Source organism: Burkholderia sp. AU16741 (genome assembly GCF_002223345.1).
In the GTDB taxonomy this organism is placed as follows: Bacteria; Pseudomonadota; Gammaproteobacteria; order Burkholderiales; family Burkholderiaceae; genus Burkholderia; species Burkholderia sola.
In genome coordinates, this window is record NZ_NKEZ01000002.1 from 90,000 (window position 1) to 110,520 (window position 20,521).

The window sequence follows — 20,521 nt, forward strand, 5'->3', positions numbered from 1 at the left end:
AATCACTGAGTGCAAGTCACCGTCAACGAGCGCGACGCCGTCCAGAGCGTCGCCACGGCACACCCGGCCGCCAACGGGGAATCGCAGGGACAGGGGATGGACAAGCTCGTGATCGAAGGCGGCAAGCGCCTGTCGGGCGAGATCGTCGTGTCGGGCGCGAAGAACGCCGCGCTGCCGATCCTGTGCGCGGGGCTGCTCAGCGCCGAGCCGGTCGAGCTCGACAACGTGCCGAACCTGAAGGACGTGCGCACCACGCTGAAGGTGCTGAACCAGATGGGCGTGAAGAGCGAGACCGACGGCTGCCGCGTGCAGCTCGACGCGTCGCGCGTCGACAACCTCGTCGCGCCGTACGAGCTCGTGAAGACGATGCGCGCGTCGATCCTCGTGCTCGGGCCGCTGCTCGCGCGCTTCGGCGAGGCGAAGGTGTCGCTGCCGGGCGGCTGCGCGATCGGCGCGCGGCCGGTCGATCAGCACATCAAGGGCCTGCAGGCGATGGGCGCCGAGATCAGCATCGAGCACGGCTTCATCGAAGCGCGCGCGAAGCGCCTGAAGGGCGCGCGCATCGTGACCGACATGATCACGGTGACGGGCACCGAAAACCTGCTGATGGCCGCGACGCTCGCCGACGGCGAGACGGTGATCGAAAACGCCGCGCGCGAGCCGGAAGTGAGCGATCTCGCACACTTGCTGGTCGCGATGGGCGCGAAAATCGACGGCATCGGCACCGATCGCCTGGTGATCCAGGGCGTCGAGCGGCTGCACGGCGCGCGTCATTCGGTGATCCCCGACCGTATCGAGGCCGGCACGTTCCTGTGCGCGGTCGCGGCGGCCGGCGGCGACGTGATGCTGACGGGCGTGCGTCCGCACATCCTCGACGCGGTGATCGACAAGCTGCGCGAAGCCGGCGTGTCGATCGAGGAAGGCGACAGCTGGCTGCGCGTGAAGATGGACCGCCGCCCGTCGGCGGTGACGATCCGCACGTCGGAATACCCGGCGTTCCCGACCGACATGCAGGCGCAGTTCATGGCCCTCAATACGGTCGCGACGGGCACGGCGCAGGTCGTCGAAACCATTTTCGAGAATCGCTTCATGCATGTGCAGGAGTTGAACCGCCTCGGCGCGAACATCACGATCGACGGCAACACGGCGCTCGTGACCGGCGTCGACAAGCTGTCCGGCGCGAACGTGATGGCGACCGACCTGCGTGCGTCGGCGAGCCTCGTGATCGCCGGGCTGCGCGCGGACGGCGAAACGCTCGTCGATCGCATCTATCACCTGGACCGCGGTTACGACCGCATGGAAACCAAACTGACCGCCGTCGGCGCGAACGTGCGCCGCCTCTCCGGGAGCCAAGCATGACCGCGCCGCTGACCCTCGCCCTGTCGAAGGGCCGGATTTTCGAGGAAACCCTGCCGCTGCTGGCCGCCGCCGGCGTGCAGGTGGCCGAGGATCCGGAGACGTCGCGCAAGCTGATCCTGCCGACGACCGATCCGAACCTGCGCGTGATCATCGTGCGCGCGAGCGACGTGCCGACCTACGTCGAATACGGCGCGGCCGATTTCGGCGTGGCCGGCAAGGACGTGCTGGTCGAGCACGGCGGCTCGGGCCTGTACCAGCCGATCGATCTGAACATTGCGCGCTGCCGGATGTCGGTGGCCGTGTCCGCCGGTTTCGACTACGCGAACGCGGTGCGCCAGGGCGCGCGCCTGCGGGTCGCGACGAAATACGTCGAAACGGCGCGCGAACACTTTGCCGCGAAGGGCGTGCACGTCGACCTGATCAAGCTGTACGGCTCGATGGAGCTCGCGCCGCTGGTCGGGCTGGCCGACGCGATCGTCGACCTCGTCAGCTCGGGCGGCACGCTGAAGGCGAACAATCTGGTCGAGGTCGAGGAGATCATGGCGATCTCGTCGCGCCTCGTCGTGAACCAGGCCGCGCTCAAGCTGAAGCGCGCGGCGCTCAAGCCGATCCTCGACGCGTTCGAACGCGCGTCGCAGAATGGCGGTTGAGCGCATCACCGTAACGGAACTCCCATGGCCATCACCATCCGCAAGCTCGATTCGACGAACGAAGGCTTCGGCGCCGCGCTGCGCGCCGTGCTCGCGTTCGAGGCGAGCGAAGACGAAGCGATCGAGCAATCGGTCGCGAAGATCCTCGCCGACGTGAAGTCGCGCGGCGACGCCGCGGTGCTCGAGTACACGAACCGCTTCGACCGGCTGAGCGCGAACAGCGTCGCCGCGCTCGAACTGCCGCAGGACGCGCTGCAGACCGCGCTCGACGGCCTCGCGCCGAAGGCGCGCGCGGCGCTGGAAGCGGCCGCGGCGCGCGTGCGCGCATACCACGAGAAGCAGAAGATCGAGTGCGGCACGCATAGCTGGCAGTACACGGAAAGCGACGGCACGGTGCTCGGCCAGAAGGTCACGCCGCTCGATCGCGTCGGCCTGTACGTGCCGGGCGGCAAGGCCGCGTATCCGTCGTCGGTGCTGATGAACGCGATTCCCGCGCGCGTCGCGGGGGTCGGCGAGATCGTGATGGTCGTGCCGACGCCGGACGGTGTGAAGAACGACCTCGTGCTCGCCGCGGCGCTGCTCGGCGGCGTCGATCGCGTGTTCACGATCGGCGGTGCGCAGGCGGTCGGCGCGCTCGCGTACGGTACGGCCACGGTGCCGGCCGTCGACAAGATCTGCGGCCCCGGCAACGCGTACGTCGCGTCGGCGAAGCGCCGCGTGTTCGGCACGGTCGGCATCGACATGATCGCCGGGCCGTCGGAAATCCTCGTGCTGTGCGACGGCACGACCGATCCGAACTGGGTCGCGATGGACCTGTTCTCGCAGGCCGAGCACGACGAACTCGCGCAGTCGATCCTGCTGTGCCCGGACGGCGCGTTCCTCGATCGCGTCGAGAAGGCGATCGGCGAACTGCTGCCGACGATGCCGCGCCAGGACGTGATCCGCGCGTCGCTCGAAGGCCGCGGCGCGCTGATCAAGGTGCGCGACATGGCCGAGGCGTGCCGGATCGCGAACGACATCGCGCCGGAACACCTCGAAATCTCGGCGCTCGAGCCGCAGCAATGGGGCCAGCAGATCCGCCACGCGGGCGCGATCTTCCTCGGCCGCTACACGAGCGAGAGCCTCGGCGACTACTGCGCGGGCCCGAACCACGTGCTGCCGACGTCGCGCACCGCGCGCTTCTCGTCGCCGCTCGGCGTGTACGACTTCATCAAGCGCTCGAGTCTGATCGAGGTCAGCGCGGAAGGCGCGCAGACGCTCGGCGAGATCGCGTCCGAGCTCGCCTACGGCGAAGGGCTGCAGGCGCATGCAAGGAGCGCCGAGTTCCGGATGAAGGGCTGACCGCGCAGGGCGCGCGGGCCGGACGGGCGCCGAGGCGCCGGCGCCGGCCGCCCCGGATCGGGGCAGGGGGACGAGCGCAGGGCGGCAGCCGCCGCCTTGTCGACCATTTGACGCCGGCGCGACGCACGCCGGCTTGAGATCATGACGACGCCACAAGACATCATCCGCCGCGACGTGCTCGCGATGACGAGCTATCCGGTTCCCGACGCGAGCGGGTTCGTGAAGCTCGACGCGATGGAGAACCCGTATTCGCTGCCGGCGCCGCTCGCCGCGGCGCTCGGCGAGCGACTCGCGCAGGTCGCGCTGAACCGCTACCCGGCGCCGCGCCCGGCCGCGCTGCTCGACAAGCTGCGCCACGCGATGCGCGTGCCGGCCGGCTGCGACGTGCTGCTCGGCAACGGTTCCGACGAAATCATCAGCATGATCTCGGTCGCGTGCGCGAAGCCGGGCGCGAAAGTGCTCGCGCCGGTGCCGGGCTTCGTGATGTACGAGCTCTCGGCGAAGTTCGCGCAGCTCGAGTTCGTCGGCGTGCCGCTCAAGGCGGACCTGACGCTCGACGCCGACGCACTGCTCGCGGCGATCGCCGAGCACCAGCCGGCGATCGTCTATCTCGCGTATCCGAACAACCCGACCGGCACGCTGTACGACGACGCCGACGTCGAGCGCATCGTCGCGGCCGCGCGGCACAGCCTGATCGTGATCGACGAGGCGTACCAGCCGTTCGCCGAGCGTTCGTGGCTGCCGCGCGCCGGCGAGTTCGACAACGTCGTCGTGATGCGCACGGTGTCGAAGCTCGGCCTCGCGGGCATCCGCCTCGGCTATCTCGTCGGCACGCCCGCGTGGCTGAACGAATTCGACAAGGTGCGCCCGCCGTACAACATCAACGTGCTGACCCAGGCGACCGCCGATTTTCTGCTCGATCACCTCGACGTGCTCGATGCGCAGGCGGCCGAATTGCGTGCGGAACGCGCGCGCCTCGCGCAGGCGGTGGCCGCGCTGCCGGGCGCGACGGTGTTCCCGAGCGCCGGCAATTTCCTGCTGGTGCGCGTGCCGGACGCCGCCGCCGTGTTCGATGCGCTGCTCACCGAGCGGGTGCTGGTCAAAAACGTGAGTAAAATGCATCCGTTACTGGCCGAATGCGTGCGGCTGACCGTCGGTTCTCCCGACGAAAACGCCCGCCTGCTGGCCGCCTTGAAACTCGCGCTGCCCGGTTGAGCCCAGGGCGCGGCGGCGCGCGACGATCAATCCCCATTTACATCAGACTCAATCAAGGAATTGCCATGCGTGTGGCGGAAGTCGTTCGCAATACCAGCGAAACGCAGATCCGTGTGAAGCTCGATCTCGACGGCACCGGCCAGCAGAAGCTGGCCACCGGCGTGCCGTTTCTCGACCATATGCTCGACCAGATCGCGCGACACGGTCTGGTCGATCTCGAGGTCGAAGCGCACGGCGACACGCATATCGACGATCACCACACGGTCGAGGATGTCGGCATCACGCTCGGTCAGGCCGTCGCGAAGGCGATCGGCGACCGCAAGGGCATCCGCCGCTACGGCCATTCGTACGTGCCGCTCGACGAAGCGCTGTCGCGCGTCGTGATCGACTTCTCCGGCCGGCCGGGCCTCGAATTCCACGTGCCGTTCACGCGCGCGCGGATCGGCACGTTCGACGTGGACCTGTCGATCGAATTCTTCCGCGGGTTCGTGAACCACGCGGGCGTCACGCTGCACATCGACAACCTGCGCGGGATCAACGCGCACCATCAGCTCGAGACGGTGTTCAAGGCCTTCGGCCGCGCGCTGCGCGCGGCGGTGGAGCTCGACGAGCGCGCGGCGGGGCAGATTCCGTCGACGAAAGGCAGCCTCTAACTTCCGAACGGACGACGTCAAGGACAACCTCACGGCTTCGGCGCGCGGCGCCGGCTTGCGATGGATCTGCTCAAATCGTTCATTTCGCTGCTCGCGCTGATCAATCCGGTCGGCGCGGTGCCGTTCTTCCTGAGCCTGACGGCGCAGCAGACGGACGACGAGCGGCGGCGCACGATCCGGATCGCATCGGTGTCGGTGTTCTGCGTGATGACGGTGACCGCGCTGCTCGGGCAGCAGATCATCAACTTCTTCGGCATTTCGGTCGGGTCGCTCGAAGTGGGCGGCGGGATCATCATGCTGCTGATGGCGATCAACATGCTGAACGCGCAGATCGGCAACACGCGATCGACGCCGGAGGAGCGCCACGAAGCCGAGCTGAAGGACAACATCGCGGTCGTGCCGCTGGCGATTCCGCTGCTCACGGGCCCCGGCTCGATCAGCACGGTGATCATCTATGCGGCGAACGCGCATCACTGGTATGAATGGGCCGGGCTGGTCGCGATCGGCGCGGTCCTGGCTTTTCTGTGTTTCGTCGCGATGCGGCTCGCCGAGCCGATCGCGACCTGGATCGGCCGCACGGGCATCAACATCGCCACGCGGCTGATGGGTCTGATGCTGTCGGCGCTGGCGGTGGAATTCATCGTCAATGGACTGAGGGCGCTACTGCCTGCACTGAGATGAAAACTTCGATTGCGATTGTGGATTATGGGATGGGCAACCTGCGCTCGGTCGCGCAGGCGCTCAAGAAGGCCGAACCGGCCGCCGACGTGGCGATCATCGACACGCCGGCCGCGATTCGCGCGGCCGATCGCGTCGTGCTGCCCGGCCAGGGCGCGATGCCCGACTGCATGCGCTGCCTCGGCGAATCGGGCCTGCAGGAGGCCGTGATCGAGGCGTCGCGCACGAAGCCGCTGCTCGGCGTGTGCGTCGGCGAGCAGATGCTGTTCGACTGGAGCGCGGAAGGCGATACGAAGGGCCTCGGCCTGTTGCCTGGCAAGGTCGTGCGCTTCGAGCTCGACGGCCGCGTGCAGGACGACGGCTCGCGCTTCAAGGTGCCGCAGATGGGCTGGAACCGCGTACGCCAGGCGCGGCCGCACCCGCTGTGGGACGGCGTGCCCGACGACGCGTATTTCTACTTCGTGCACAGCTATTACGTGAGCCCGGACAACCCGGCGCACACGGTCGGCGAAACGGCTTACGGCGCGCCGTTTACGTCCGCGGTCGCGCGGGACAACATCTTCGCGACCCAATTCCATCCGGAGAAAAGCGCGGAGGTCGGGTTGCGTCTGTATCGCAACTTCGTACACTGGAAGCCGTAAAACGTGGTGCGCCAGCCACAGTCGACCTGGCCGAACGGCCTGTCACGCATGGCGCACAAGCTTAAGCACCGAAAGAGTTGTACTAAACTAGCGAGACGGCGCGGCACCGGTTTGGCCGGTACGCGCCTGATTCTTTTCATTTTCCACGACGACACCCGATTGCTATGTTGCTGATTCCGGCCATCGACCTCAAAGACGGTCAGTGTGTGCGCCTCAAACAGGGCGATATGGACCAGGCCACGATTTTCTCCGAGGACCCGGCGGCGATGGCCCGCAAATGGGTCGATCTCGGGGCCCGGCGGCTCCATCTCGTCGACCTGAACGGCGCATTCGCCGGCAAGCCGAAGAACCTCGAGGCGATCGAAGCGATCCTCGACGAAGTCGGCGACGAAATCCCCGTCCAGCTCGGCGGCGGCATCCGCAGCCTCGAGACGATCGAGAAGTATCTCGACGCTGGCCTGTCCTACGTGATCATCGGCACGGCGGCCGTGAAGAACCCGGGCTTCCTGCAGGACGCGTGCACCGCGTTTTCCGGCAGCATCATCGTCGGGCTGGACGCGAAGGACGGCAAGGTCGCGACCGACGGCTGGAGCAAGCTGACCGGCCACGAGGTGATCGATCTCGCGAAGAAGTTCGAGGACTACGGCGTCGAATCGATCGTCTATACGGACATCGGCCGCGACGGGATGCTGCAGGGCATCAACATCGACGCGACCGTGAAGCTCGCGCAGGCGGTCGGCATCCCGGTGATCGCGTCGGGCGGCCTGTCGAACCTCACGGACATCGAGAGCCTGTGCGAAGTGGAAGAGCACGGCGTCGAAGGCGTGATCTGCGGCCGGGCGATCTATTCCGGCGATCTCGATTTCGCGGCCGCGCAAAAGCGCGCGGACGAACTGAACGGCGAACTCGACAACGCGTAACCGCGATCGTCCCGTTCGCCGGGGCTGCCCGCGGGCGGCCCCGACCGGAAGCCTCGCGCGAGGCTTCCGCAACCGGCCGTCCCAGCGCGGCATTTGGCGCAACATCATGGCTCTAGCTAAACGCATCATCCCCTGCCTGGACGTGACCGCCGGGCGTGTCGTCAAGGGCGTCAATTTCGTCGAGCTGCGCGACGCCGGCGACCCGGTCGAAATCGCCCGCCGCTACGACGACCAGGGTGCCGACGAACTGACCTTCCTCGACATCACCGCGACGTCCGACCAGCGCGACCTGATCCTGCCGATCATCGAAGCCGTCGCGTCGCAGGTCTTCATTCCGCTGACCGTCGGCGGCGGCGTGCGCGCCGTCGAGGACGTGCGGCGCCTGCTGAACGCGGGCGCGGACAAGGTCAGCATGAATTCGTCGGCGGTCGCGAACCCGCAGCTCGTGCGCGACGCGGCCGACAAGTACGGCTCGCAGTGCATCGTCGTCGCGATCGACGCGAAGCGCGTGTCGGCCGACGGCGAGACGCCGCGCTGGGAAGTGTTCACGCACGGCGGCCGCAAGAACACGGGCCTCGACGCGATCGAATGGGCGCGCAAGATGGCCGAGCTCGGCGCGGGCGAGATCCTGCTCACGAGCATGGACCGCGACGGCACGAAATCGGGCTTCGACCTCGCGCTCACGCGCGGCGTGTCGGACGCGGTGCCGGTGCCGGTGATCGCATCGGGCGGCGTCGGCTGCTTGCAGGATCTCGCGGACGGCATCAAGGACGGCCGCGCCGACGCGGTGCTGGCCGCGAGCATCTTCCACTACGGCGAGCACACGGTCGGCGAGGCGAAGCGCTTCATGGCCGACCAGGGCATCGCGGTGAGGCTGTGATGAATACCGAAACGAAATCCGTGCCCGCGTGGCTCGACAAGGTCCGCTGGGACGACAACGGCCTCGTGCCGGTAATCGCGCAGGAAGCGTCGACGAACGACGTGCTGATGTTCGCGTGGATGAACCGCGAGGCGCTTGCCAAGACGATCGAGACGCAGCGCGCGGTCTACTATTCGCGTTCGCGCAAGCGCCTATGGTTCAAGGGCGAGGAGTCGGGCCACGTGCAGCACGTGCACGAGGTGCGGCTCGACTGCGACGAGGACGTCGTGCTGCTGAAGGTCGAGCAGGTGTCGGGCATCGCGTGCCACACCGGCCGGCATTCGTGCTTCTTCCAGAAATTCGAAGGTACGGTGGACAGCGGCGACTGGGTCGCGGTCGAGCCGGTGCTGAAAGACCCCGAACACATCTACAAATGACGCAATCGACCGAAGACACGCTGCTGCGCCTCGCGGCCGTGATCGACAGCCGCAAGGGCGGCGATCCTGATCAATCGTACGTATCGCGCCTGTTCCACAAGGGCGACGACGCGGTGCTGAAGAAGATCGGCGAAGAGGCGACGGAAGTCGTGCTGGCCGCGAAGGACGTGCGCCAGGGCGGCGCGCCGAGCGCGCTCGTCGGCGAGGTGGCCGACCTGTGGTTCCACTGCCTCGTGATGCTGTCGCATTTCGACCTGAGCCCGGCGGACGTGATCGCCGAACTCGAGCGCCGCGAAGGCTTGTCGGGCATCGAGGAAAAAGCGCTGCGCAAGCGCCGCGAGCGCGAGGAAAACGGCGGATGACGAACAGGCCCGCCGCGGTGGCAACAGTGCGGTAAGCTGTAAGAATTGTCATCTAACGGGGGTAGCATCATGAACGATACGTCGAATCAGTTTCCGACGCCGGCGGTGGCGGGGGCCGCGGATGCCGAACGCCTGAACGGTTTGCGCACGCTGACCCACGTGCTGTACGGCCTCTATGCGATTCACTGGCTGACGGGCGGCGTCACGGGCATCATCGCGATCATCATCAACTACGTGAAGCGCGGCGACGTGGCCGGCACGCCGTACGCCGATCACTTCGAGTGGCAGATCCGCACGTTCTGGCGCGCGCTGATCGCTTACGTGATCGGGTTCGCGCTGATGTTCGTGGTGGTGGGATTCGTGATCATGTTTGTCACGTGGATTTGGACGCTGTACCGTATCATCAAGGGTTGGCTGTACCTGAACGACAACAAGACGCTCGATCCGCAGGCGTGGTTCTGACCGGCGGCACGCGGGCGTTTGCAGGAGCAACATGAGTCACGATCCGAATTGCCTGTTCTGCAAGATCGCGGCAGGCGAGATCCCGAGCACGAAGGTGCACGAGGACGACGAATTCGTCGCGTTCCGCGACATCCGCCCGGCGGCCGACACGCACGTGCTCGTGATTCCGCGCCGGCACCTGCCGACGCTGTCCGCGGCGGTCGACGCCGATGCGCCGATGCTCGGCCGGCTGATGTTGCTCGTCGCGCGTCTGGCCGACCAGCTCGGCGTCGCGTATACGGGCGGCGAAACCGGTTTTCGCACGGTGATCAACACGGGCCCGGGCGGCGGGCAGGAGGTCTACCACCTGCACGCGCATATCCTGGCCGGCCCGCGCCCGTGGCAGCGGATGGGTTGACGCAGCGGGGCGTTTCCCCGCATCGATAGTCGAAGCCGGCGCGTCGCCGGCGATTTACGCCGCACCGCGGCGTGGTTGAGGAGAGGTTTCATCATGGGTGGATTGAGCATTTGGCACTGGCTGATCGTGCTGCTGATCGTCGCGCTGGTTTTCGGTACGAAGAAGCTGCGCAACATCGGCAACGACCTCGGCAGCGCCGTGAAGGGTTTCAAGGACGGCATGAAGGAAGGCGAGACGCCGGCCGATGCGCAGCAACTGCCGCGCTCGGGCGCGGTCGACGTCAACGCGAAGGAAACGACGCGTTCCGATTCGAACAAGGCGTAACGCCGGCACGCTGACAGGCATTCGCGATGCTGGATCTCGGTCTTTCGAAGATGGCGCTGATCGGCGTCGTCGCGCTCGTGGTGCTCGGCCCCGAGCGCCTGCCGCGCGTCGCGCGTACGGCGGGCGCGCTGTTCGGCCGCGCGCAGCGGTACATCAACGACGTGAAGGCCGAGGTCTCGCGCGAAATCGAACTCGACGCGCTGCGGACGATGAAGACCGATTTCGAATCGGCCGCGCGCAATGTCGAGACGACGATTCACGACAACCTGCGCGAGCACGAGAAGGCACTGAACGACACGTGGCATTCCGCGGTCGTCGGTGTCGACGAAGGCTCGGTCGATGCCGGCACGTACGGTAGCGACACGCCCGCGGCGCCGTCGTGGCGTGGCGGCAGCACGGCCGCGCTTGCGCCGAAGCGTCGCAACTGGCGCGTCAAGCAGGCGGCGACGCCTGTCTGGTACAAGCGCGCGACCACCCGCCGCACGCACGTGCAGTCGGGCGCCGCGCGTGTCGCGCGCCACCAGCCGGCCAGCCTGCGCCGGCCGACGCGCTTCTTCTGAGCCGAGCGCATGCTCGCTCGTCAATCCTACCGAGGGCCGGTGTGAGCGACCCCCAGCAGAACCCGGGCGACGCCCCGGAAGAAACCTTCATTTCCCATCTCGTCGAGCTTCGCGATCGCATCATTCGCGCGGGGCTGGCCGTGGTCGTCGTGTTCGTCGGGCTCGTCTACTGGGCGCCGGACATCTTCAGGCTGCTCGCGCGGCCGTTGATGGAGAACCTGCCGAAAGACGGCAAGATGATCGTCACCGACGTCACCGGGTCGTTCTTCGTGCCGATGAAGGTCACGATGCTCGTCGCGCTCGTGATCGCGCTGCCGGTCGTGCTGTACCAGATCTGGGCGTTCGTCGCGCCGGGGCTGTACCAGCACGAGAAGAAGCTCGTCACGCCGCTCGTCGGCAGCAGCTACGTGCTGTTCCTGTGCGGGATGGCGTTCGCGTACTTCCTCGTGTTCCCGACGATCTTCCGCGTGATGGCGCACTACAACGCGCCGCTCGGTGCCGAGATGACCACCGACATCGACAACTACCTGAGCTTCGTGCTGGGGATGTTCATCGCGTTCGGGGTCACGTTCGAGGTGCCGATCGTCGTCGTGCTGCTCGTCCGGATGGGCGTGCTGTCCCTGAAGAAGCTGAAGGAGATGCGGCCGTACGTGATCGTCGGCGCATTCGTGGTCGCGGCGGTCGTGACCCCGCCGGACGTGTTCTCGCAACTGATGCTCGCGCTGCCGCTGATCGTGCTGTTCGAGATCGGGCTCCTGGCCGCGCGGTTCTTCGTGCCGAAGAAGCCGGTAGAAGAGGGCGAGGCGGGCAACGGCGAAGCCGCGAGTTGACGGCGGGCGCGGCGCCGGGGCGGCTTTCCGGCCCGGCCGAAGGGCCCGGCACCGCGCTGGGCCGCCAGCCAGCGCATCGCGAAGCGACCTTCCGGCACCGGTCGTCGTTTGAAGCAAAGCAAAAGGGCAGCCCCGGCTGCCCTTTTCCGTTTCCGCGTCGCGTCATGACCGGCAGGCGGTGCGCCGCCCGCTGAACCTCATTCGCTATCGCCGTCCTGCTCGTCGAGCGTCTGTTTCGGCGGCGGCGGGCGCTTGCCGATCACGACGTTCAAGTCGAATTGCTTGCCCTTGCGTACGACGTGCACCTTGGTCGGCGTGCCCGGCTTGATCTGCGCGACGGTGTTCAGCAGCTTGGTCGTGTCGGTGATTTCGTCGCCGTTGACGCTCACCAGGATGTCGCCCGGCTTGATGCCGGCCTTGTCGGCCGGGCCGCCCTGCAGCACGCCCGCGACGATCGCGCCCGATTTCTGCTGGAGCCCGAACGACTCGGCGATCTCCGGCGTGACGTCCTGCGGCTCGACGCCGATCCAGCCGCGCGTGACCGACCCCGACGTGATGATGCTTTCGAGCACCGTGCGCGCGGTCGAGACCGGAATCGCGAAACCGATGCCGAGCGAGCCGCCCGAGCGCGAGTAAATCGCCGTGTTGATGCCGAGCAGGTTGCCGTTCACGTCGACCAGCGCGCCGCCGGAGTTGCCGGGGTTGATCGGCGCGTCGGTCTGGATGAAGTTCTCGAACGTGTTGATGCCGAGGTGGTTGCGGCCGAGCGCGCTGATGATCCCCATCGTGACCGTCTGGCCGACGCCGAACGGGTTGCCGATCGCGAGCACGACGTCGCCGACGCGCGACTGGTCGGAGCGGCCGAGCGTGATCGTCGGCAGGTTCGTCATGTTGATCTTCAGCACCGCGAGATCGGTTTCGGGATCGCTGCCGATCACTTTCGCGGTGCTCGTGCGGCCGTCGGCGAGCGCGACTTCGATCTGGTCGGCGCCGTCGACGACGTGCTGGTTCGTTAGAATGTAACCTTCAGGGCTCACGATAACGCCCGAGCCGAGGTTGGCGGCCGGCTCGTCCTGCTGCTTGCGGGCGTTGCGGTCGCCGAAGAAGTAACGGAACAGCGGATCCTTCGCGCGCGGGTCGGGCGGCAGCGAGCCGTCCTTGCTGGAGAACACGTTGACGACGGCCGGCATCGCCTTCTGCGCGGCTTCGGCATACGACGTGGTCGCCGGTGCGCCGCCGATACCGGGCGCGACTTCGCGCAGCGCGACGATCGGCGTGGCGAGCTGCTTGCCGAGCTGTCCTTGCCGTTGCAGCCATTGCGGCTTGAGCGTCACGACGATGAACATCAGCGCGAGCAGTACGGTCACCGCCTGCGCGAAGAACAGCCAGAAGCGTCTAAGCATCTGAATGGATTAGAGGTTTATATGGATCGGATCGAACTCGAATTGTACTTGAACAATACCCTTGAAACCGCGCGCTTCAAGGACTATTGCCCGAACGGCCTCCAGGTCGAAGGGCGCCGCAAGATCGAGAAGATCGCCACCGGCGTGACGGCGTCGGTCGCGTTCCTCGAAGCCGCGCTCGAATGGGGGGCGGATGCCGTGCTCGTCCATCACGGCTATTTCTGGCGCAACGAGGCGCCGCAGATCACCGGCCGCAAGTATCAGCGGCTGAAGCTGCTGCTCGCGAACGACCTGAACCTGTTCGCGTTTCACCTGCCGCTCGACGCGCATCCCCAGTTCGGCAACAACGCGCAGCTCGGCGAAAAGCTGGGCCTGATCGGCGAGCAGCGTTTCGGCGAAGGCGATCTCGGCTGGATGGCGACGCTGCCGATGCCCGTCACGCTCGAGCACTTCGTCGCGAAGGTCGAGCGCACGCTGGGCCGCACGCCGCTCGTGCTCGGCGATCCCGACACGCAGCTGCGCCGCATCGCGTGGTGCACGGGTGCCGCGCAGAGCTATTTCGACGCGGCGATCGATGCCGGCGCCGACGTGTTCCTGACCGGCGAGGTGTCCGAGTCGACCACGCACGCGGCGGCCGAGAGCGGTGTCGCCTTCGTTGCGGCGGGGCACCATGCGACCGAGCGCTACGGAATCCAGGCGCTGGGGCGCCACTTGTCCGAGGAATTCGATCTCGAACACCTTTTTATCGATATTCATAATCCGGTCTGAGCCACGGATTTGCGGCGGCGCATCGAAATTTCTCTATGTAGCATCCACTTAAAAGCGAAATGATTTAATCGCTCCGATAGTGGGGGATAACCCTTAACTATCAAACACTTCGAAGGGATTTTCATCTCCGGGCCTTGTAAATGGCGACTCCATTCGCGCAAACTAGCGGCGGAATGGAAAGTCGTGACGGAAAATCCAACTCAGAAGTGGGGCGTGTGATGCGAGACAAGGAAGAGAAACGCGTCGACAGCGGCCGCCGTACCTGGCTGATTGCGACATCCGTAGCAGGTGGCGTAGGAGGCGTCGCCACCGTCATACCTTTCGCGGCGTCGCTTGCGCCGTCCGCGAAAGCGAAAGCGGCCGGTGCACCGGTCGAGGTCGATATCAGCGGCCTGAAGCCCGGCGAAATGGTCACCGTGCCGTGGCGCGGCAAACCCGTCTGGATCCTGAATCGCACCGATGCGATGCTGTCCGACGTGGTCAAGGCCGACAAGGAAGTGGCCGATCCGACCACGAAATCCCCGTATTCGATGCCGTTGCCCGCGTATTGCGCGAACGAATATCGGTCGCGGGCCGATCGCAAGAACATTCTCGTCGTGATGGCCGTGTGTACGCATCTCGGCTGCACGCCCAGCCAACGCTTCACGCCGGGTCCGCAGCCGAACCTGCCGGACGACTGGCCGGGCGGTTTCCTGTGCCCATGCCACGGTTCGACCTACGACCTCGCCGGCCGCGTGTTCAAGAACAAGCCGGCGCCTCAGAATCTCGACATCCCGCCCTACATGTTCACGTCGGCGACGACCCTCGTGATCGGCAAGGACGAGAAAGGAGAAGCGTGATGGCCGCCGACAACAAGGAAGTCTCCACGACAGGTTTCACCGGCTGGATCGACCAGCGCTTCCCGCTCACCTCCACCTGGAAGAAGCACGTATCCGAGTACTACGCGCCGAAGAACTTCAACTTCTGGTACTTCTTCGGCTCCCTCGCGCTGCTGGTGCTCGTCAACCAGATCGTCACGGGCATCTTCCTGACGATGAACTACAAGCCCGACTCGACGCTCGCGTTCGCGTCGGTCGAGTACATCATGCGCGAGGTGCCGTGGGGCTGGCTGATCCGCTACATGCACTCGACCGGTGCATCGATGTTCTTCGTGGTCGTCTACCTGCATATGTTCCGCGGGCTGCTGTACGGGTCGTACCGCAAGCCGCGCGAGCTCGTCTGGATCTTCGGCTGCGCGATCTTCCTGTGCCTGATGGCCGAGGCGTTCTTCGGCTATCTGCTGCCATGGGGCCAGATGTCGTTCTGGGGCGCGCAGGTGATCGTGAACCTGTTCTCGGCGATCCCGTTCGTCGGCCCGGACCTGTCGCTGTGGATTCGCGGCGACTACGTCGTGTCCGACGTCACGCTGAACCGCTTCTTCGCCTTCCACGTGATCGCGATCCCGCTCGTGCTGGTCGGCCTCGTCGTCGCGCACCTGGTCGCGCTGCACGAAGTCGGGTCGAACAACCCGGACGGCATCGAAATCAAGGCGAAGAAGGACGAGAACGGCATCCCGCTCGACGGCATCCCGTTCCACCCGTACTACTCGGTGCACGATTTCCTCGGCGTGTGCGTGTTCCTGATGGTGTTCGCGCTGATCGTGTTCTTCTCGCCGGAGATGGGCGGCTACTTCCTCGAGGCGAACAACTTCGTCCCGGCGAACCCGCTGCAGACGCCGCCCGAGATCGCGCCGGTCTGGTACTTCACCGCGTTCTACGCGATGCTGCGCGCGACCACCGACCCGTTCAAGATCGTGCTGATGATCGTGATCGCGCTGCTCGGCGTGCTCGCGCTGATCCGCGCGCGCGGCAAGTGGAAGATCGGGCTGCCGGTGCTGGCCGCCGCGATCGTCGTGTTCATGTATCTGACGGAGTCGAAGTTCTGGGGCGTCGTCGTGATGGGCTCGGCGGTGATCACGCTGTTCTTTCTGCCCTGGCTCGACCGCAGCCCGGTGAAGTCGATCCGCTACCGGCCGCTGTTCCACAAGGTGTTCCTCGGGATCTTCGTCGCGGCGTTCCTGACCCTTGCGTTCCTCGGCACGCGGCCGCCCTCGCCGGCGGCGACGCTGATTGCGCAGTTCTGCGCGTTGATCTACTTCGCGTTCTTCCTCGGCATGCCCGTCTGGACGCCGCTTGGCACGTTCAAGCAGCCGCCGGAACGGGTGCGCTTCAAGCCCCATTAACGTGAGCGAGGAGAGAACGACATGAAGAAACTGCTTTCGACACTCGCGCTGATCGGGGCGACCGCCTGTGCGCTGCTGGCGGCGCCGGCCGTGCGGGCGGAAGGTAATTTTCCGCTCGACCGGGCGCCCGATAACACGGAAAATCTCGTTTCGCTTCAGCACGGCGCGCAATTGTTTGTAAACTATTGCCTGAACTGCCACAGCGCGAACCTGATGCGCTACAACCGTCTGACGGATCTGGGCATATCCCAGAAGGAGATCGAAACGAATCTCCTGTTCACGACCGACAAGGTCGGGAACACGATGTCCGTCGCGATGCGGCCCGACGACGCGAAGAACTGGCTCGGCACCACGCCGCCCGACCTGTCGGTCGAGGAGCGGGCGCGCGGCCGCGACTGGCTGTACACGTATCTGCGGAGCTTTTACCGCGACGATACGCGGCCGACCGGCTGGAACAACGCGGTGTTCGAGAACGTCGGCATGCCCCATGTGTTGTGGCAACTGCAGGGGCAGCGCGTTGCCAAATTCGAAGACAAGACGGACGAGGAGACGGGCGAGAAGGCTCACGTGCTCGTCGGCTTCCAGCAGGTCACGCCGGGCACGCTGTCGTCGCCCGACTACGATGCTGCGGTGGCCGACCTGGTGGCCTATATGACATGGATGTCCGAGCCGGCCCAGCAGACCCGCAAACGCCTCGGCGTGTGGGTGCTGATCTTTCTCGGTGTCCTGACTTTCCTGGCCTGGCGGCTGAATGCCGCGTACTGGAAAGATATCAAGTAAACACGCCTGACCGGCGTGGGGCCGGCGCAAGGCGGAACCCGTGAAAGGGGTTTCGCCGCGTGCCGGCCCTCGGCTTTTTTGAGGAAACGCAAATATGATGGTTCTGTATTCCGGCACAACTTGCCCGTTCTCCCAGCGTTGCCGGCTGGTGCTGTTCGAGAAGGGCATGGACTTCGAAATCCGCGACGTCGACCTGTTCAACAAGCCGGAAGACATTTCGGTGATGAACCCGTACGGTCAGGTGCCGATCCTGGTCGAGCGCGACCTGATCCTGTACGAATCGAACATCATCAACGAGTACATCGACGAGCGCTTCCCGCATCCGCAACTGATGCCGGCCGATCCGGTGCAGCGCGCCCGTGCGCGCCTGTTCCTGCTCAACTTCGAGAAGGAACTGTTCGTCCACGTCAGCACGCTCGAGAACGAGAAGGGCAAGGCGGCGGAGAAGAATCACGAGAAGGCCCGCCTCGCGATCCGCGATCGCCTGACGCAGCTCGCGCCGATCTTCGTGAAGAACAAGTACATGCTCGGCGAAGAGTTCTCGATGCTCGACGTCGCGATCGCACCGCTGCTGTGGCGCCTGGATCACTACGGCATCGAGCTGTCGAAGAACGCCGCGCCGCTGATGAAGTACGCCGAACGGATCTTCAGCCGTCCGGCCTACATCGAAGCACTGACGCCGTCCGAAAAGGTCATGCGTCGTTAATGTTGCAATGAAGGCATGACGGAGCGGGTGGCGGCGTGCCGCGCACCCGCTCCGGGTTCGAGGATTGTGATGCAAGAGATTTCAACGAAGCCTTATCTGCTGCGCGCGTTGTACGAGTGGTGCACCGATAACGGTTACACGCCGCATATCGCGGTGAGGGTCGACAACTCGACGCGCGTGCCGCGTCAGTTCGTGCGTGACGGCGAGATCGTGCTCAACATCAGCTTCGAGGCGACGAGCCAGTTGCAGATGGGTAACGAGTGGATCGAGTTCACGGCCCGGTTCTCCGGGAAGGCGCACAAGATCGAGATTCCGGTTGCCAACGTGCTCGCGATCTATGCGCGCGAGAACGGGCAGGGCATGGCGTTCCAGGTCGATGCGGTCGCAGGCGAGGGCGAGGATTCGGGCGCGTTCGACGATGATGCCGTGCAAGCTGATGACGCGCAGCGTGACGAGTCCGTATCGCCGTTGGCGCCCGTCGCCGACAGCGGCGCGAACGAGGAACCGTCCGAAGGCGCCGACGAACCGCCGAAAACCGACGGCGACGGCTCGAAAGGCAGCAGCAGACCTCGCCTCAAGATCGTGAAATGAGGTAGAATCTCGCGCTACGCCGGCTTAGCTCATCTGGTAGAGCAGTTGATTTGTAATCATCAGGTGGCGGGTTCGAGTCCTGCAGCCGGCACCAAACACTAGTTTCAAGTAGTACCCGGAAGTCCCAAAACCCGCGTCCAGCCTAGCGCTGACGCGGGTTTTTTGTTTCCGGAAGTCCCGAGTGAGACCGGGGCATCCCCGAAATTTGGGGGTAAGATTCGGGGTATGACTTCGGGGATTTGGGGGTATGCCGTACCCCCGACGAACAATGAAAAGCAAACCTCTTACCGACGCCAAGTGCCGCAACGCGAAATTCGATGAGGCCGGGGGAAACAAACTCTTCGACGGTGGCGGCCTGTTCCTTGATCTGCGCTCCAGCGGTTCGAAGAAGTGGCGGCTCAAATACCGGTTCAATGGCAAAGAAAACCTGCTGACGTTCGGCGACTATCCCGCGACGTCGCTCGCTGATGCGCGTTCGAGGCGTGACGAAGCGAAGCGGTTGTTAGCGGAAGGGAAGAACCCTGCGTTCGAGCGTGACGTCGAGAAGCAGACTCGCGCCATTGCCGCACAGAACACCTTCGAGGCCGTCGCGCTGGAGTGGTACGAGGCGCAGCAAGCGACATGGAGCGCTTCGCACGCGAACCGAGTCAAGAAACAGCTCGATCGCGAGGTGTTTCCCCTGATCGGCCAGCGTCCGATTTCTTCGATCGGCGCACCGGATTTGCTCGCGGTCATTCGACGAATCGAAGGTCGAGAGGCGTTCGAGACGGCGCGCAAGACGTTGCAGACATGCGGCCAAGTGTTTCGCTATGCCGTCGCGACGAGCCGCGCTGAGCGAGATCCGTCGCCGGACCTGCGAGGCGCATTGAAGGCGGTGCCAGTCAAGCATATGGCGCGAGTCGGCGAAAGCGAGCTACCGGAGCTGCTTCGCTCGATCGCGGCCTATGAGGGCGAGCCGGAGACTCGGCTCGCTCTGCGATTCCTGGCATTGACGTTCGTTCGCACTATCGAGTTGCGGCAGGCGGAGTGGACGGAGATCGCCTTGGAGCGCCGAGAGTGGCGCATTCCGGCCGAGAAGATGAAGATGCGCCGTGTGCATATCGTGCCGCTCGCAGAGCAGACGATCGCGCTGCTTTCCGAGCTGCGCGCGCTTACGGGCCACCGGCGCTGGCTGTTCCCGAACAGCCGCAGACCGTTGCAGCAGATGAGCGAAAACACGATTCTCTACGCTCTGTACCGTATGGGCTATCGCAGCCGCATGACCGGGCATGGGTTTCGTGGTCTCGCGTCAACGATCTTGAACGAGAAGGGATTCAATTCCGACTGGATCGAGCGCCAGCTCGCCCACTCAGAGCAGGACGGTGTGCGGGCGGCATACAACCATGCCGAGTATCTGTCTGAGCGACATCGCATGATGCAGTGGTGGGCCGACTATTTGGAACAGCAGGCCGGGGCAAAAGTTGTCGAGTTGCGCAATGTCCTTTTGACGCACTGAATCGAGTGCGAGGACTGCGGAATCCTGATGGTCGATGTACGGCCTTAGCTTTTGCCTAGTCTGCTGGCCGGCAATCCAAGACAAAAGACGGTGAATACATGGATGACATGCCCGACAAACTGCGCCGCAATGTTGTGGTGCTCTCTGCGGCGATTCTTGCGATCGCGTTTTTCCATCTGTCGTTCAAGCCCACCGGCACGCTACTAGGATTCGCCGAAGTCGGAAATGTAAGCCCTTTCAAGATTTGGGTCGCTCTTACAGCGACTCTCATCTATATGTTCCTACGCTATCGCTATGCTACAGAGACGGTGGACGAGATTTCCGCCGTTTCGGAGCTGTTCGTTGTGATTCGGGCGCAAGTAGTTGAGGAATATATCGGCGCTGCAGTAACGGGACATTTGAAGCGGCTTCGACCGGTTACGATTTTCAAAGACCTTGAGGACTTCATGGATGACACGCTCGAAGACCGCATGAAGCAGTTTGGGCGGGCGAGCAAAGTGGATGTCCAGGTTGCTCTGGAAAAACCTGATAGTTGGTGGTCTGGGAGGGCAAGCGTCGACTTGTACGCTGAATGGATATCGCGAGCCTCCTACGGGCGAAGCGGCGGCCGCATGCCCGAGTATCGGCTCAGTTGGAGACAGCGAGTTAGAGTAATCGCCTCAAGTCTGATTCGTGCAGCCGGAGCCTCACGTGCAGGGGTAGACGTTGCTGTTCCGTTCGGACTTTCAGCAGTTGCTATGCTGGTTTGCCTGTTCAAGCTGGCTTTCTACATTTCCACGTGACAGTGATGGGATGACGCTGCGACAAGCAGTTGTCCCGGACTATGAATATGACCCCCCTTGGGGTGTCGCGACTAGAGAAAACACGCG

General features: G+C 64.9%; 25 protein-coding genes and 1 tRNA gene. 25 read left to right on the plus strand and 1 reads right to left on the minus strand.

Annotation, left to right across the window (positions count from 1 at the left end; genetic code table 11):
- The first annotated feature begins 9 nt into the window (after window positions 1–9).
- The 16 genes from murA to tatC all read left to right on the plus strand — a co-directional run bounded on the left by murA (window position 10) and on the right by tatC (window position 11,688).
- Window positions 10–1,359, plus strand: a complete 1,350-nt coding sequence (gene murA / locus CFB89_RS01705; protein ID WP_089466495.1) for a UDP-N-acetylglucosamine 1-carboxyvinyltransferase — start codon at window positions 10–12, stop codon at window positions 1,357–1,359.
- On the plus strand, window positions 1,356–2,009 hold the full coding sequence (hisG, locus tag CFB89_RS01710) for an ATP phosphoribosyltransferase (RefSeq protein WP_050013128.1): 654 nt from the start codon (window positions 1,356–1,358) through the stop codon (window positions 2,007–2,009). The genes murA and hisG overlap by 4 nt, the downstream gene beginning before the upstream one ends.
- A gap of 24 nt (window positions 2,010–2,033) precedes the next feature.
- A complete protein-coding gene (hisD, locus tag CFB89_RS01715; protein ID WP_089466496.1) occupies window positions 2,034–3,350 on the plus strand; it encodes a histidinol dehydrogenase in 1,317 nt (438 codons plus the stop codon).
- 141 nt (window positions 3,351–3,491) lie between these two features.
- On the plus strand, window positions 3,492–4,565 hold the full coding sequence (gene hisC, locus CFB89_RS01720; RefSeq protein WP_089466497.1) for a histidinol-phosphate transaminase: 1,074 nt from the start codon (window positions 3,492–3,494) through the stop codon (window positions 4,563–4,565).
- A 65-nt stretch (window positions 4,566–4,630) separates the two neighbouring features.
- Entirely contained in the window at window positions 4,631–5,218 is a 588-nt protein-coding gene (hisB, locus tag CFB89_RS01725) for an imidazoleglycerol-phosphate dehydratase HisB (RefSeq protein ID WP_006477126.1), read from the plus strand.
- Window positions 5,219–5,278: 60 nt separating this feature from the next.
- On the plus strand, window positions 5,279–5,899 hold the full coding sequence (locus CFB89_RS01730; protein ID WP_089466498.1) for a YchE family NAAT transporter: 621 nt from the start codon (window positions 5,279–5,281) through the stop codon (window positions 5,897–5,899).
- Window positions 5,896–6,537: an imidazole glycerol phosphate synthase subunit HisH gene (gene hisH, locus CFB89_RS01735; RefSeq protein WP_089466499.1), complete on the plus strand. Its 642-nt coding sequence runs from the start codon at window positions 5,896–5,898 to the stop codon at window positions 6,535–6,537. Before CFB89_RS01730 ends, hisH begins: the two co-directional genes overlap by 4 nt.
- Before the next feature lie 164 nt (window positions 6,538–6,701).
- A complete protein-coding gene (hisA, locus tag CFB89_RS01740) occupies window positions 6,702–7,457 on the plus strand; it encodes a 1-(5-phosphoribosyl)-5-[(5-phosphoribosylamino)methylideneamino]imidazole-4-carboxamide isomerase (protein WP_006477123.1) in 756 nt (251 codons plus the stop codon).
- A gap of 106 nt (window positions 7,458–7,563) precedes the next feature.
- Window positions 7,564–8,337, plus strand: coding sequence for an imidazole glycerol phosphate synthase subunit HisF (hisF, locus tag CFB89_RS01745; protein ID WP_089466500.1), 774 nt, complete (start codon window positions 7,564–7,566; stop codon window positions 8,335–8,337).
- Window positions 8,337–8,753, plus strand: a complete 417-nt coding sequence (hisI, locus tag CFB89_RS01750) for a phosphoribosyl-AMP cyclohydrolase (protein ID WP_069619436.1) — start codon at window positions 8,337–8,339, stop codon at window positions 8,751–8,753. The genes hisF and hisI overlap by 1 nt, the downstream gene beginning before the upstream one ends.
- A complete protein-coding gene (locus CFB89_RS01755) occupies window positions 8,750–9,115 on the plus strand; it encodes a phosphoribosyl-ATP diphosphatase (protein ID WP_011546603.1) in 366 nt (121 codons plus the stop codon). The genes hisI and CFB89_RS01755 overlap by 4 nt, the downstream gene beginning before the upstream one ends.
- Before the next feature lie 69 nt (window positions 9,116–9,184).
- Entirely contained in the window at window positions 9,185–9,577 is a 393-nt protein-coding gene (locus CFB89_RS01760) for a hypothetical protein (RefSeq protein ID WP_089466501.1), read from the plus strand.
- A gap of 31 nt (window positions 9,578–9,608) precedes the next feature.
- Window positions 9,609–9,974, plus strand: a complete 366-nt coding sequence (locus CFB89_RS01765) for a histidine triad nucleotide-binding protein (protein ID WP_050013121.1) — start codon at window positions 9,609–9,611, stop codon at window positions 9,972–9,974.
- A gap of 93 nt (window positions 9,975–10,067) precedes the next feature.
- Window positions 10,068–10,298: a Sec-independent protein translocase subunit TatA gene (gene tatA, locus CFB89_RS01770; protein ID WP_006477115.1), complete on the plus strand. Its 231-nt coding sequence runs from the start codon at window positions 10,068–10,070 to the stop codon at window positions 10,296–10,298.
- Window positions 10,299–10,324: 26 nt separating this feature from the next.
- Window positions 10,325–10,858 carry a Sec-independent protein translocase protein TatB gene (tatB, locus tag CFB89_RS01775; protein WP_089466502.1) on the plus strand — a complete coding sequence of 178 codons (534 nt, stop codon included), beginning with the start codon at window positions 10,325–10,327 and terminating at the stop codon, window positions 10,856–10,858.
- A 41-nt stretch (window positions 10,859–10,899) separates the two neighbouring features.
- On the plus strand, window positions 10,900–11,688 hold the full coding sequence (gene tatC / locus CFB89_RS01780; RefSeq protein ID WP_089466503.1) for a twin-arginine translocase subunit TatC: 789 nt from the start codon (window positions 10,900–10,902) through the stop codon (window positions 11,686–11,688).
- A gap of 197 nt (window positions 11,689–11,885) precedes the next feature.
- On the opposite strand, the gene CFB89_RS01785 is transcribed toward tatC, so the two are convergent.
- Entirely contained in the window at window positions 11,886–13,091 is a 1,206-nt protein-coding gene (locus CFB89_RS01785; RefSeq protein WP_089466504.1) for a Do family serine endopeptidase, read from the minus strand.
- Window positions 13,092–13,112: 21 nt separating this feature from the next.
- Here CFB89_RS01785 and CFB89_RS01790 point away from each other — a divergent pair, with 21 nt between their 5' ends.
- The 9 genes from CFB89_RS01790 (at window position 13,113) to CFB89_RS01835 (ending at window position 20,434) form a co-directional block, all read left to right on the plus strand.
- Window positions 13,113–13,859, plus strand: coding sequence for a Nif3-like dinuclear metal center hexameric protein (locus CFB89_RS01790; protein ID WP_089466505.1), 747 nt, complete (start codon window positions 13,113–13,115; stop codon window positions 13,857–13,859).
- A 218-nt stretch (window positions 13,860–14,077) separates the two neighbouring features.
- A complete protein-coding gene (petA, locus tag CFB89_RS01795; protein WP_089466506.1) occupies window positions 14,078–14,698 on the plus strand; it encodes a ubiquinol-cytochrome c reductase iron-sulfur subunit in 621 nt (206 codons plus the stop codon).
- Window positions 14,698–16,080, plus strand: coding sequence for a cytochrome bc complex cytochrome b subunit (locus CFB89_RS01800; RefSeq protein WP_089466507.1), 1,383 nt, complete (start codon window positions 14,698–14,700; stop codon window positions 16,078–16,080). Before petA ends, CFB89_RS01800 begins: the two co-directional genes overlap by 1 nt.
- A gap of 21 nt (window positions 16,081–16,101) precedes the next feature.
- A complete protein-coding gene (locus CFB89_RS01805) occupies window positions 16,102–16,860 on the plus strand; it encodes a cytochrome c1 (protein WP_006477108.1) in 759 nt (252 codons plus the stop codon).
- A gap of 94 nt (window positions 16,861–16,954) precedes the next feature.
- Window positions 16,955–17,566 carry a glutathione S-transferase N-terminal domain-containing protein gene (locus CFB89_RS01810; protein ID WP_006400565.1) on the plus strand — a complete coding sequence of 204 codons (612 nt, stop codon included), beginning with the start codon at window positions 16,955–16,957 and terminating at the stop codon, window positions 17,564–17,566.
- A gap of 69 nt (window positions 17,567–17,635) precedes the next feature.
- The gene (locus CFB89_RS01815; protein ID WP_089466508.1) at window positions 17,636–18,157 is read left to right on the plus strand and encodes a ClpXP protease specificity-enhancing factor; all 522 of its coding nucleotides are present in this window, start codon (window positions 17,636–17,638) and stop codon (window positions 18,155–18,157) included.
- Between the two features lie 18 nt (window positions 18,158–18,175).
- A tRNA-Thr gene (locus CFB89_RS01820) sits at window positions 18,176–18,251 on the plus strand.
- Window positions 18,252–18,425: 174 nt separating this feature from the next.
- The gene (locus tag CFB89_RS01830; RefSeq protein WP_089466509.1) at window positions 18,426–19,652 is read left to right on the plus strand and encodes an integrase arm-type DNA-binding domain-containing protein; all 1,227 of its coding nucleotides are present in this window, start codon (window positions 18,426–18,428) and stop codon (window positions 19,650–19,652) included.
- A 98-nt stretch (window positions 19,653–19,750) separates the two neighbouring features.
- Window positions 19,751–20,434, plus strand: coding sequence for a hypothetical protein (locus tag CFB89_RS01835; RefSeq protein WP_089466510.1), 684 nt, complete (start codon window positions 19,751–19,753; stop codon window positions 20,432–20,434).
- Window positions 20,435–20,521 lie beyond the last annotated feature (87 nt).